Source organism: Yersinia sp. 2541 StPb PI (genome assembly GCF_052217145.1).
Taxonomy (GTDB): domain Bacteria; phylum Pseudomonadota; class Gammaproteobacteria; order Enterobacterales; family Enterobacteriaceae; genus Yersinia; species Yersinia enterocolitica_E.
The window spans coordinates 3,048,723-3,061,821 of sequence record NZ_JAZGQB010000001.1 but is presented as its reverse complement, the minus strand read 5'-3'; the positions used below and the strand labels follow the sequence as shown (position 1 = coordinate 3,061,821).

The window sequence follows — 13,099 nt, the reverse complement described above, 5'->3', positions numbered from 1 at the left end:
GTATCATTGAATGATAATCGAGTAGTCATTGGAAACTGTCTAGTTTAAACATCTTTGAGTATGCTACCTTCTGCAGTCAAAATATTTTTTATCGACACTAATCAATATTTATATTTGGTTGGTGTTTATGACATTATTTATAGCCTTTGAGTTACTTTGAGAAGTTGAAAATATAGAAATAAATCAGTTAAAATATCTATTTAGTTATATTCTGCAAAAGAAGTATTTTGGCTATTGAAGTCGTATTGTTAAATTTATCTAAGTAGTGATGGATGATTAAAATTTTTATTTATGGCAATATTTTAATTAAAATATTAAATTTACACATAAGAAAATTACGATATGATTTTTACCAAGCAATTTTTTATCTATATATCAATTGGTGTCATTTCGGCCTTGGTTGATATAGTAATGCTAAAAATTTCTATGTATTATTACAGCGGTATAATGGAATCAACGCTGATTGGTTATATATCAGGCTTGATAGTTAACTATATACTGCATAGCATTTTTACTTTTAAGACATCAATGGCTATTTCAAAGATTTTGAAATACCTTGTAGTTGTTTTCGTTAACTATTGGATAACAGTGTTTATTATATTTATTTCAGTTTTTTATTTTAGTGATGTTATATATGGAAAAATAATCTCCTTACCTATAATCGCTTTCATTGGTTATATCACAAGTAAGAGATGGATATATGTGTAGTGATCCGAAATTGCATCTGAATTTGAAAGGAAAGGTTGATTTATGATACATGGAAAAAATAAAAACTCAATTATTTTTTTTATTAGTTGTTGTGTGGCAACTATGTTGGTTATTTATCGGGGGCAGATACTTAATGGTTTTACATTTATTTCTGGAGATTCATATGATTATGTGATTTCTTCATCTATACTTGAACATTGGTATAATGTATTTAAAGGGCTATCTCATTGGGCAGAGACTAATTACTATTATCCTTATAAAAATACTATAGCGCAAACTGATGCTTATTTTATCGTGGCCATCTTTTATTCAGTATTTAGGTTCATTGGGATAGAGCCATTCCTTGCTTCAGAGTTATCGAGTGTTACTTTGAAGTTTGTTGGTTTTATATCAATATTTTTCTTTCTTAGAAAAATATTTCATATTCCTGTTGGCTGGGCTTTGCTTGGATCCATTTTATTTACTATAAATAATGCTATGGTAAGTCATAATTCACGGCTTCAATTAGCTACTGTAGCTTTAGCTCCACTGCTCTCGTACCTTATTTATAAAACAATAAATAACTTATTGATAAATAATAATAAGTTATTTAGATGGTATGGTATCTCTTTTGGGATTATGTATGGAGCATGGTGTTTAACCTGTTTTTATATGGCTTGGTTTTGGACATATTTTGTTTTGGTTTTTTTATCTCTCTTTGTAATTTTTAATTACAAAGATGTAATTTATGGTTTATCAAAAATAAAAATTGATAGGAATAAACTCATATCAATTTTTGTTGTTTTTGTTACGTTTATTTTATCAATTATACCTTTTTTATATGTTTTTTATCCTAAATCTCAAGAAGTAAAATTACGAACATATGATATGGTTCTAAACAATACTATACCAGTTTATGATGCTCTGCAGCTTGGGATAAATAATTATTTGTTTGGGAGTGTTTATAATAAAATATTGTTGTTTATTAATCCACAATATACTATATCTAGTGAGTATTATAATACTGGTGTTAGCCCGATACTATTCCTATTATTTTTATTTTCGTCAGCCTATATATTTAAAAATAGAAAAACATCTGTTGTTGGAAAAGTAATTTTTATTCTTTTTTTAACAACAAGTATTACATGGTTATCCGTAATGAATTTTTTCGGTCACAGTCTTTGGTTCTTTGTATATACCATAGTCCCTGGGGCTAAAGCTTTTAATGCTGTATCAACTTATCAGATTTTTTTAGCTTTCCCAATAGTAGTAATTGCCGTGAATTTCTTATCGGTTTTAAAAATTAAAAACATTTATTTATTTTTAATTGCAATGCTAGCTATAGCCTCAGAATTAAGTGCTCAGCATCTTGTATTTAATCGTCAAGAGGAAATTGAAAAAGTTACTGTTGCAACAGCACCTCCTTCTGACTGCCAAGCTTTTTATATCCTTGGCTGGAGTCCTGATAAGATCAGCAAGACATTTCCTGACTGGGTAAATAACATGTATTCACATAATGTTACTGCAATGATGATTGCTGAATTAGTTAATTTGCCTACTGTAAATGGTATCGCATCATTTAATATGCCTGATTGGAATTTTGCTAGTCCTGAGTTTTCTAACTATCCTGAAAGGATTCATGAATATGCTAAGAATCATAACGTAAAAAATCTATGCTCATATAATCCTAATACAAAACAGTGGAAATTAGATTAAATTTAATTAGGTAATTTTATTTTTCTATTTATTCAAATTGGAGTGAACATGATATACACTTCTAAAGTGGCGGTGGTACTTCCTTGTTATAAAGTAAAACAGCATATCCTTTCTGTACTTGATAAAATTGATAATTTAGTTGATAAAATCTATGTTATTGATGATTGTTGCCCAGAAAAGTCTGGACAATATGTTGAAGAAAATTCACAAGATATTCGGGTGTCAGTTATTTATAATTCTGCGAATATGGGAGTTGGAGGGGCTGTACTTTCTGGTTATGCTGCCGCGATAAAAGACGGCATAGATATTGTTGTAAAGGTAGATGGTGATGGTCAAATGGACCCGCATCTTATTAAATACTTTATAGCTCCAATATCTAGAGGAGACGCAGATTACACAAAAGGAAATCGTTTTTATGATATTGATACTTTGAAGTCAATGCCGAAAGTTAGAGTTTTTGGGAACGCAGTTCTTTCATTTCTTACTAAATTCTCATCCGGATATTATAATTTATTTGATCCCACTAATGGATATACAGCTATTTCGATAACTGCACTAAAACGTTTGCCATTAGATAAAATTAGTAAGAGATATTTTTTCGAGTCAGATATTCTTTTCAGACTAAATGTAATAAGAGCAAAGGTTGTTGACATACCTATGGATGCAGTTTATGGGAATGAAGTGTCTAATTTAAATATAAAAAAAATAATGTTTCCTTTCCTTAAAGGTAACATAAATAACTTTCTTAAAAGAATTTTCTATAATTATTTTTTAAGAGGTTTTTCTATTGCATCATTAGAGCTGTTTTTTGGTGTGATGTTTTTTTCTTTTGGTGCAATTAATGGTCTTGTTTCTTGGTATAGTTCTTTGGCTACAGGTCAACCAGCCACTAGTGGTACAGTAATGTTAGCAGCATTACCAGTAATGTTAGGTGTTCAATTATTACTGTCTTTTATCCAAGCCGATGTTGAAAATCAACCCCAAATAGCACTGACACGTTTATTAAAAGATGAGCATCTACACTAAATATTCCTTATTACATACATAAAATATAGTATGTATTCTCACTTTACTCTCAGACTAAATATATTCTCTATTTAGTCTGAATTAATAAAATCTCTCATGTTTTAAATAGAGTCCTAATGTATTTGAGGTTAAAGTAAAACTAATTTTAGATGTTCTAATAGGTGTAGATCTAGAAAAATTGATAACTCGATGTACAATCCTAGAACGGTTTTATTCCAGTTTTTCCTGCTGCGGTAACTAATTTTGAATACACCTATCCATTCTGATTATCTGATAGTTTCACCTGATTAACCATTGCGAACAGCAACTGGTCAGTTGTGCTATCTATCGCACCAATCACTACCCAGCTGACATAATCCTGAGTTAACATGTTTCCCACATCAAAAACCTGTTGGCCTCAAGGCCGGTAACAGGTGTCATCCTTCAGACAGGAGTTTTTTAATGTCCAAACAACAGATTGGCGTTGTCGGTATGGCGGTGATGGGCCGTAACCTGGCGCTCAACATCGAAAGTCGTGGCTATTCCGTTTCTATCTTTAACCGTTCATCAGACAAAACCGACGAAGTGGTTGCCGAGAACCCAGGTAAAAATCTGGTGCCGAGTTATACCGTGGAAGAGTTTGTTGATTCATTGGAAAAACCGCGTCGCATCCTGCTGATGGTGAAAGCGGGTGAAGCCACTGATAAGACTATCGCTTCACTGACTCCACATCTGGATAAAGGTGACATTCTGATTGATGGTGGTAATACTTATTACAAAGACACCATCCGCCGTAACCGCGAACTTTCTGCACAAGGCTTCAACTTTATCGGTACTGGTGTTTCCGGTGGCGAAGAGGGCGCATTGAAAGGCCCATCTATCATGCCAGGTGGCCAGAAAGAAGCCTACGAACTGGTTGCGCCTATCCTTGAGAAGATTGCTGCCCGTGCTGATGACGGTGATGCTTGTGTGGCGTATATCGGTGCCGATGGTGCCGGCCATTACGTTAAAATGGTTCACAACGGCATTGAATACGGTGACATGCAATTGATCGCAGAAGCTTATTCCCTGTTGAAACAGTCTTTAGGTTTAAGCAATGAAGAGCTGGCTAGCACCTTTGCTGAGTGGAACAAGGGAGAGCTGAACAGCTACCTGATTGATATCACCAAAGATATCTTCACCAAAAAAGACGAAGCCGGTAAATATCTGGTCGATGTGATTCTGGATGAAGCGGCGAACAAAGGCACCGGTAAATGGACCAGCCAAAGTTCTCTGGATTTGGGTGAGCCATTAACACTGATCACTGAGTCTGTGTTTGCCCGCTATTTGTCTTCTCTGAAAGATCAGCGCGTAGCTGCCTCTAAAGTACTGACTGGCCCTAAAGTGCAGCCTTTTGCCGGTGATAAAGCTGAATTTATCGAGAAAATCCGTCGTGCGTTGTATCTGGGTAAAATCGTCTCTTATGCTCAGGGCTTCTCTCAACTGAAAGCCGCTTCTGACGAAAATAACTGGGATTTGCATTACGGTGAGATCGCCAAGATTTTCCGTGCGGGTTGTATTATCCGTGCACAGTTCCTGCAAAAAATCACTGATGCATATGCAGAAAATGCAGATATTGCTAATTTGCTGTTGGCACCTTACTTCAAGCAGATCGCTGATGAATACCAGCAAGCACTGCGTGATGTAGTGTCTTATGCAGTTCAAAACGGTATCCCAACACCAACATTCTCTGCGGCGATTAATTATTACGATAGCTACCGTTCAGCCGTACTGCCAGCCAACTTGATTCAGGCACAGCGCGACTATTTCGGTGCGCATACCTATAAGCGTATTGATAAAGAAGGTGTGTTCCACACTGAGTGGCTTTAAGTTAACGGCTACTGCGCGTTCGTATTTTGATATTGGGCAGTGCTCGTCATCCTCACGTACTGAGTGTACGCTCCGGTGACTGTGCGCTGTCTGCAATCAAACTCCTTTCGCTCGCGACGCCTCAGGTGGATAAGTTATTAAATTAAGTGAGTCGCCGAGGTGACTTTAGGTAGGGTAGGTTGGAGTAACCCGCTCGCTGATTTAAAAAGTTTGTCCTAATAAAAACGCCCTCGATGCTAAGTCGAGGGCGTTTTTATGCCAATAAGAAAGCTAACTCGAAAATTACTTCTCGTGGCGTTCGCGCAGGCGTCCAATCACTTTACTCAGATTCAAATCTTGGTCTTGCAGCAACACCAGTAGGTGATAGATCAAATCCGATGCTTCGTTGGTCAACTCTTCACGGTCATTCACTGTTGCGGCGAGGGCGGTTTCTACCCCTTCTTCCCCCACTTTTTGTGCGATACGCTTAGTGCCGCTGGCATATAGCTTGGCGGTGTAAGAACTCGCTGGATCGGCTGATTTACGTGAGGCCAATAACTGTTCTAACTGGTACAAGAAGCCCCAATCGCTGGCCGCCGGGGAGAAGCAACTGTTATTGCCTAAATGACAGGTTGGGCCAATAGGATTAGCCAGAATGAGCAGGGTATCATTGTCGCAGTCGGGATAGATATTAACTACATTCAGCACGTTACCGGAGCTTTCGCCCTTGGTCCACAAACGTTGTTTGGTGCGAGAGAAAAAGGTTACCTTGCCGGTTTGCTGTGTCACCGTCAGTGCTGCCTGATTCATATACCCCATCATCAGAACTTCACCGGAAATGGCATGCTGAACGATGGCTGGCATCAGATTGTCGACTTTATCCCAATCCAGTTGGGCAATTTGTTGTTCGCTTAACACACTCTTATCTCCACGCCTTGTTCAGACAAATACTTTTTCAATTCGCCGATATTAATGATTTGTTTATGGAACACCGAGGCTGCCAGCGCACCATCGACATCTGTGTCACGGAAAGCCTCAAGGAAGTGTTCTGGGGTACCTGCACCGCCAGAGGCTATCAACGGAACATGGCAGATGGCCCGCATCTGTTTCAACTGACGTAAATCGTAGCCGTTGCGCACACCATCTTGGTTCATCATATTCAGCACAATCTCACCGGCTCCACGTAACTGGACCTCTTTGATCCAATCCTCGGTCTGCCAGGTGGTGGCTTTGGTCCGTTTTTCATCGCCAGTAAATTGATAAACCTGATAACTGTCACTTTCCGCGTCATACCAAGTATCAATACCGACGACAATGCATTGTACGCCATAGCGGTCGGCCAAACGGGTAATTAAGGTCGGATCTGCCAGCGCCGGTGAGTTGATAGAGATTTTATCGGCACCGAAGGTCAGGATCTGACCTGCATCTTCAACGCTTTTAATCCCACCCGCCACGCAGAAAGGAATATCAATCACTTCTGCGACCCGCGATACCCAGCTTTTATCGACCACACGGCCGTCAGATGACGCAGTAATATCGTAAAACACCAGCTCGTCGGCACCTTCTTGTGCATAACGCTGCGCCAGTGGCACGATGTCGCCGATGATTTCGTGATTACGGAACTGGACGCCTTTGACCACTTGGCCGTCTTTCACATCCAGACAAGGGATTATACGTTTTGCCAGCATGCGATCGCCTCCTTCACGTTAAACTTGCCGTCCAATAGCGCGCGGCCCACAATCACACCTTGCACACCACTGCCACGCAGGCGGGCAATATCATCCAGACAACCGATACCACCGGAAGCCTGGAATGCCACTTGTGGGTAGCGCTGGCACACTTCCTGATACAGTTCTACATTGGAACCACTCAGGGTGCCATCGCGGGAAATATCAGTACACAACACATGTTTTAGGCCAAACGGCAGGTATTGCTCGACGATTTGTTCCAGCGTAGCATCTGAGTTTTCCTGCCAACCGCTGATAGCCACCTGTTTGCGGCCCGCCTCATTAATTCGGACATCCAGCGCTAATACGATGGCTTCAGCGCCATAGCGCTCAAACCACTGTTGCACCATTTCTGGCTGCTTAACGGCTGTTGAACCCACGACAACCCGTGTTGCACCGGCTTCCAGCAGTGCGACCACATCTTGTTCGTTACGGATGCCGCCGCCCACCTGCACCGGGACATCTACACCGGCCAGTAACTCGCGCAGCAAGGGGATCTGACGGGCTGCCGGATCTTTGGCCCCGGTAAGATCGACCAGATGTAACACCTGAGCGCCTTGCTGCTGATAATCCTGTAAGCGGGGCAGTGGGTGATTACCGTAATCACGCTGCTGGCCGTAATCGCCTTGATGCAAACGCACTACCTTGCCTTCGATCAAATCCAAAGCGGGAATAATCATGGTGCTCACATCTCCAGAAAGTTTTTCAGCAATTGGGCCCCAGCCGCACCGGAACGCTCCGGATGAAACTGCACGCCAAAGAAGTTGTCTTTTTCTACTGCGGCGGTAAATGGCTCGCCGTAATTGACCTGGGCGATGGTATCTGGGCATATTGGCATTGCATATCCGTGCACAAAGTAGAAATAGGTCCCATCCGGGATCCCACGAAACAGATGATTACCCGCCTGTGGGGTAATCTGATTCCAGCCCATGTGTGGCAGCGGTAAACCAAAATCCATCATCTGTTTTACCGGCGTATCAATAATACCGAGAGTTTCAATACCGCCACTCTCCTCGCTGCTGGTCGCCAGCAACTGCATTCCCAGGCAGATACCCAATACCGGTTGAGTACAGCTCTTAATCAGTTCGATAAGTTCGCGTTCTTTTAACTGATCCATTGCCGCATGGGCAGTACCGACACCTGGCAGGAAAAGCTTATCTGCACGCAGTACAATCTCAGGGTCACGGCTGATAACTGGCGCGTACCCCAAACGCTGCACCGCATAGGTGACAGAGGAGAGGTTGGCGCACCCCGTATCCAGAATCACCACATTCATTACAGCACTCCTTTGGAACTTGGCAGGGTATTGCCCTCAACACGGATCGCCTGACGTAAAGTACGACCAAACACTTTAAACAGGCTCTCGACCCGGTGGTGATCGTTACGGCCTTTGGTTTTCAAGTGCAGGGTACAGGCCATGGCATAAGAGAGGGAGCGGAAGAAGTGCTCAACCATCTCAGTGCTCAGGTCACCCACGCGCTGGTAGTTAAATTCCGCTTTGTATTCCAGATGCGGGCGGCCAGAAATATCCAGCGCGCAGCGCGCCAGGCACTCGTCCATTGGTAAGACAAAACCAAAACGGCCGATACCGCGTTTGTCACCGAGCGCGTTGTTAATCGCTTCGCCCAGTGCCAGTGCCGTATCTTCTACGGTGTGGTGGTCATCAATGTAGAGATCACCGCTGACCTGAATATCCATACGGAAACCGCCGTGAGTGGCGATTTGATCCAGCATATGGTCGAAGAAGCCCACGCCGGTTTTGATCTTGCTGCCCCCTTCGCGATCGAGCCACACATTTACGTCAATGGCCGTCTCTTTGGTGACACGGTTAACATAGGCATGACGGTCTCGCTGGGTTAGCTGCTTGGCAATCTGCGACCAGTTCAAACCATCACGCTGATAACGCAAGCCGCTGATGCCCATATTGTGAGCCAATTGCAGGTCAGTTTCGCGATCGCCGATAACATAGCTATTGGCACTGTTCATCACGCCTTCAGCCAGATAACTTTCTACCAACGCGGTTTTCGGCTTACGGCAAGTACAATTATCCGCAGGCAGATGCGGGCAAATTAGCACTTGCTCGAAATTGACGCCCTGCGAGCTAAATATTTGCATCATCAGGTTATGGGGAGGATCAAACGTTTCCTGTGGGAAACTGTGGGTACCTAAGCCATCTTGATTGGTGATCATCACCAAACGATAATCCGCTTTTTGCAGTGCCAGCAAGGCCGGGATCACTTCTGGCTCCAGCGCCAGTTTGTCCAGCCGGTCAACCTGAAAGTCTTCCGGTGGCTCGGCAATCAAGGTGCCGTCTCTGTCAATAAAAAGAAATTTCTGGCTCATATCGTTTCCTTACGGAGGCTGGAGGTATTAGTGCTATTGGGGCTATCAATACCGGGCAGGGGAGCAAGGGCGGCAATCACTCGCTCACATTCCTGACGGGTGCCTACCGTAATGCGCAGGCAGTTGGATAACCCCGGTTGCTTATTTTGGTCACGCAGAATGATGCCTTGATCCCACAGTGTTTTGAACACGCTGCTGGAGGCGGTAAACCGGGCCAGTAAATAGTTACTTTCACTGGTAAATACCTGCTCAACACAGGCACAGTCTTGCAGCGCGCTTTGTAACCATGCACGGTTAGTTCGTACTTCGTTTACCCGCTGGCGCATTTGCTCAAGACCTTGTGGGCTGAGCGCTTGTGCAGCAATATCGGCCACCGGTGTAGACAACGGATAGGGCGCGATCACTTTAAGCAACAATTGGATAATATCGCTGTTGGCCAAGGTAAAGCCACAACGTAAACCGGCCAATGCAAAAGCTTTCGATAAGGTGCGCAAAATGACTAAATTCGGATAATCTTTTAGCCAACCGCTGACCGAGGCCTGTGGGCAGAACTCGATATAGGCTTCATCGATAGCCACGATAGCGCGACCTTGCGCCAGTTCCAGCACTTCACGCAGAGAGGCTGGGTTGATTAAATTGCCAGTTGGGTTATTTGGGCTGCAAACATAGATCAATTTCACTCGATCCAGGTTTTCTTTAATTGCTGGTAGATCTAACTGCCAGTCCGTGGTGGTTTGCACGGTACGCAGTTCCACACCAAAGGTTTCGGCGCTAACGGCGTACATACCATAGGTTGGCGGGCAGAAGAGTATCGCATCCTTACCTGGTTCACAGAATGCACGGATCAGCAGCTCAATACCTTCATCGGCACCACGGCTGACTAACACTTGATCAGTTTCTAAACCGGCATAGGCGGCATAACGCTCAATCACCTGTTTCGGCTGACATTCTGGATAGCGATTGAAGTTTTGTGTCGTAAGTTGGTATTCGGTTGCTAGCGGGTATTCGTTGGCATTAAGCCATACATCGCCATTACCGCCCAAACGGCGGGCAGACATATAAGGGGTCAGGGCACGGACGTTGGCACGGGCCAAATCGGTGACGTTGGTAGATTGGCTCATGCTTGCTCCTCTTGGGCGGCTGTCAAGGCCGCAACACGTAGGGTAACGGCGTTTTTGTGGGCGGTGAGTTGTTCGGCTTGCGCTAAAATTTCGATAGTCGAAGCCAGACCCAGCAAGCCCTGTGGTGTTAATTGCTGTACTGTCATTCGCTTAACAAAATCGGCCAGACCCAAACTGGAATAAGTTGAGGTATAACCATAAGTCGGTAACACGTGGTTGGTGCCGGAGGCATAATCACCCGCAGATTCCGGCGACCAGTCACCCATAAAGACTGAACCGGCATTATCAATCTGATCGATAATGTCTTCCGGCTGACGGATTTGCAAAATTAAGTGTTCTGGGCCGTATTGGTTACTGATATCAATACATTGTTGCAAATCTTTGGTGACGATCAAGCGGCTGCTTTCCAGGGCCTGACGAGCGATATCAGCGCGCGATAACAATTTAAGTTGCTGCTCTACCTCAACAGCGACTGCTTGGGCAATGGCGGCATCCGGGGTCAGTAATACTACTTGTGAATCCGGCCCGTGCTCCGCTTGAGACAGCAAATCAGAGGCAATAAACGCCGGTGTAGCACCACTGTCGGCAATAACCAACACTTCTGACGGGCCAGCCGGCATGTCAATTGCAGCACCATCCAAACGTTGGCTTACCTGACGCTTCGCTTCAGTGACATACGCGTTGCCGGGGCCAAAAATCTTGTTCACTTTCGGTATTGATTCGCTACCGAATGCCATGGCCGCAATCGCTTGTGCTCCACCAATCTGGAACACTTCTTTAATCCCACACAGTTGCGCGGCATACAGTATTTCATCGGCAATCGGCGGCGGGGAACATAAAATGACCCGCTGGCAACCGGCAATGCGTGCTGGGGTACCGAGCATGAGTACGGTAGACAGCAGCGGGGCGGAACCACCGGGAATATACAAGCCGACGGAGGCAATCGGGCGGGTGATTTGCTGGCAGCGCACGCCCGGCTGAGTTTCAACATCTACCACTGGCATTTTCTGCGCGTTGTGGAAGGTTTCAATATTACGTACCGCTTGCGCCATGGCTTGTTTAATGTCGTCATTCAAGCGCCCGGCAGCGGCAGCTATCTCATCGCTACTGATGCGGATATCGGCAACCTGCACCGTATCAAAGCGTTGGCTGAAATCACGCAAGGCACTGTCACCCTCGGCTTTCACCCGATCAAGGATTTCGCTGACGGTTGCGGTGATTCTGTCAGAGGCATTAATTGCCGGGCGGCTAAGCAGCGCCTTTTGCTGCTCTTCACTGCATTGCTGCCAGTCGATTAGGGTATTGAAATTCGTCGGCTGCATCAGTTACTCCATCATTTTTTCAATCGGTAATACCAGAATGGAGCTGGCACCTAACGCTTTCAGCTTTTCCATTGTTTCCCAGAACAGCGTCTCGCTACTGACCATGTGCATGGCGACACGGCTCTTATCACCGGCCAATGGCAGAATAGTAGGGCGCTCGGCACCGGGTAGCAGCGTAATGATTTCGTCCAAACGTTCACTAGGTGCATGCATCATGATGTATTTGGATTCACGTGCTTGAATCACACCTTGAATACGGGTCATCAGGCGATCAATCAGTTGTTGCTTATCGGCTGGCATTTCGCCATCACGCTGAATCAGGCACGCTTTGGAGCGGTAAATGACTTCAACTTCGCGCAGGCCGTTGGCTTCCAGCGTGGCACCGGTTGACACCAAATCACAGATAACATCCGCCAAACCGGCACGTGGTGCTACTTCAACAGAACCGTTCAATAAACAGGATTTAAAGGTAACCCCTTGTTTGTCTAAGTATTGCTTTAAGATGTGCGGGTAAGAGGTGGCGATGCGCTTATTTTGCAGACATTGCGGGCCGGTATACTCGGTATCCAGTGATGCTGCCAGTGAGAGGCGACAGCCACCGAAATCCAGGCGGCGTAATGTGAAGTAACGGGGATCTTCGCCTTGAGCACGGCGGCTCAGTAACTCTTCTTCCAGCACGTTTTCGCCAATAATCCCCAGATCAACCACCCCATCCATCACCAGTCCTGGGATATCGTCATCACGTACTCGCAGGATATCGATTGGCATATTTTCTGCAAAAGCGATCAGGCGCTGTTGTTGCAAATTGATTTTAATCCCGCAGCGCGATAACAATTCATGGCAATCATCACTCAGGCGGCCTGATTTCTGCATCGCAATGCGTAAACGTGTTTTATCCAGCATGGTAAATCCTCAATCTATTAATTAATCATATAAAATGATGAGCAACAAAAAAGCCCTCGGAAGATAATCTTCCGAGGGCTTTCTCTATTGCGTTCTACCGCCACCTGGAAGATTCGTTAACCGTCTTCCAGCACACATCGGCCTGCAAGACTAGTCAGGATGATGGTGATGATGGTGATTAAATTGAACGCAGTTCATAATAATTTCTCTGTTTGGGCGGTTTTGAGCAAATCAAAATAGCCTTGATGTATACATATAGCCATACGTGGCATAACTTCTGTCAATCAACCTAAACCATCTGCTCGGTAGCGCGCAACCTTTTTTTCGCCTGATGCATTTATTTCACCCTGGAAGGGTGCGGCTTATCAACCAGTAATGGTTTTCTACTTAGTCATTATCACTTTGTTTTATGTCAGTATAAGCATGA

The 13,099-nt window shown here is 44.3% G+C and carries 13 protein-coding genes and 1 other annotated feature; of the genes, 4 read left to right on the top strand and 9 right to left on the bottom strand.

The genetic code is table 11. From position 1 onward, the window contains the following. Nucleotides 1-342 precede the first annotated feature (342 nt). From V1953_RS13810 to gndA, 4 genes are all read left to right on the top strand, one after another. Complete coding sequence (locus V1953_RS13810) at nucleotides 343-708, top strand: GtrA family protein (RefSeq protein WP_083159338.1); 366 nt, start codon at nucleotides 343-345, stop codon at nucleotides 706-708. A gap of 42 nt (nucleotides 709-750) precedes the next feature. Further along, nucleotides 751-2,403 carry a hypothetical protein gene (locus V1953_RS13805; RefSeq protein WP_083159337.1) on the top strand — a complete coding sequence of 551 codons (1,653 nt, stop codon included), beginning with the start codon at nucleotides 751-753 and terminating at the stop codon, nucleotides 2,401-2,403. A 48-nt stretch (nucleotides 2,404-2,451) separates the two neighbouring features. Next, nucleotides 2,452-3,429 (top strand): glycosyltransferase family 2 protein, encoded by a 978-nt coding sequence (locus V1953_RS13800; protein WP_083159336.1) that lies wholly within the window; start codon nucleotides 2,452-2,454, stop codon nucleotides 3,427-3,429. Between the two features lie 441 nt (nucleotides 3,430-3,870). Then, complete coding sequence (gene gndA, locus V1953_RS13795) at nucleotides 3,871-5,277, top strand: NADP-dependent phosphogluconate dehydrogenase (RefSeq protein WP_372568914.1); 1,407 nt, start codon at nucleotides 3,871-3,873, stop codon at nucleotides 5,275-5,277. A 282-nt stretch (nucleotides 5,278-5,559) separates the two neighbouring features. On the opposite strand, the gene hisIE is transcribed toward gndA, so the two are convergent. From hisIE to hisL, 9 genes are all read right to left on the bottom strand, one after another. Next, nucleotides 5,560-6,174, bottom strand: coding sequence for a bifunctional phosphoribosyl-AMP cyclohydrolase/phosphoribosyl-ATP diphosphatase HisIE (hisIE, locus tag V1953_RS13790; RefSeq protein ID WP_372568915.1), 615 nt, complete (start codon nucleotides 6,172-6,174; stop codon nucleotides 5,560-5,562). After that, a complete protein-coding gene (gene hisF, locus V1953_RS13785) occupies nucleotides 6,168-6,944 on the bottom strand; it encodes an imidazole glycerol phosphate synthase subunit HisF (protein ID WP_083159333.1) in 777 nt (258 codons plus the stop codon). Before hisF ends, hisIE begins: the two co-directional genes overlap by 7 nt. Continuing rightward, the gene (gene hisA, locus V1953_RS13780) at nucleotides 6,926-7,663 is read right to left on the bottom strand and encodes a 1-(5-phosphoribosyl)-5-[(5-phosphoribosylamino)methylideneamino]imidazole-4-carboxamide isomerase (RefSeq protein WP_005187731.1); all 738 of its coding nucleotides are present in this window, start codon (nucleotides 7,661-7,663) and stop codon (nucleotides 6,926-6,928) included. Before hisA ends, hisF begins: the two co-directional genes overlap by 19 nt. Nucleotides 7,664-7,668: 5 nt before the next feature. Next, a complete protein-coding gene (gene hisH / locus V1953_RS13775) occupies nucleotides 7,669-8,259 on the bottom strand; it encodes an imidazole glycerol phosphate synthase subunit HisH (RefSeq protein ID WP_442851052.1) in 591 nt (196 codons plus the stop codon). After that, a complete protein-coding gene (gene hisB / locus V1953_RS13770) occupies nucleotides 8,259-9,326 on the bottom strand; it encodes a bifunctional histidinol-phosphatase/imidazoleglycerol-phosphate dehydratase HisB (protein ID WP_032906853.1) in 1,068 nt (355 codons plus the stop codon). Before hisB ends, hisH begins: the two co-directional genes overlap by 1 nt. Next, entirely contained in the window at nucleotides 9,323-10,447 is a 1,125-nt protein-coding gene (gene hisC / locus V1953_RS13765) for a histidinol-phosphate transaminase (RefSeq protein WP_372568917.1), read from the bottom strand. The genes hisB and hisC overlap by 4 nt, the downstream gene beginning before the upstream one ends. Then, nucleotides 10,444-11,769, bottom strand: a complete 1,326-nt coding sequence (gene hisD, locus V1953_RS13760) for a histidinol dehydrogenase (RefSeq protein ID WP_372568918.1) — start codon at nucleotides 11,767-11,769, stop codon at nucleotides 10,444-10,446. Before hisD ends, hisC begins: the two co-directional genes overlap by 4 nt. A 3-nt stretch (nucleotides 11,770-11,772) precedes the next feature. Continuing rightward, nucleotides 11,773-12,672: an ATP phosphoribosyltransferase gene (hisG, locus tag V1953_RS13755; RefSeq protein ID WP_004388789.1), complete on the bottom strand. Its 900-nt coding sequence runs from the start codon at nucleotides 12,670-12,672 to the stop codon at nucleotides 11,773-11,775. Between the two features lie 44 nt (nucleotides 12,673-12,716). After that, nucleotides 12,717-12,847: a sequence feature (His leader region), on the bottom strand. Then, nucleotides 12,823-12,870 carry a his operon leader peptide gene (gene hisL / locus V1953_RS13750; protein ID WP_105877057.1) on the bottom strand — a complete coding sequence of 16 codons (48 nt, stop codon included), beginning with the start codon at nucleotides 12,868-12,870 and terminating at the stop codon, nucleotides 12,823-12,825. It overlaps the preceding feature by 25 nt. Nucleotides 12,871-13,099: the final 229 nt, after the last annotated feature.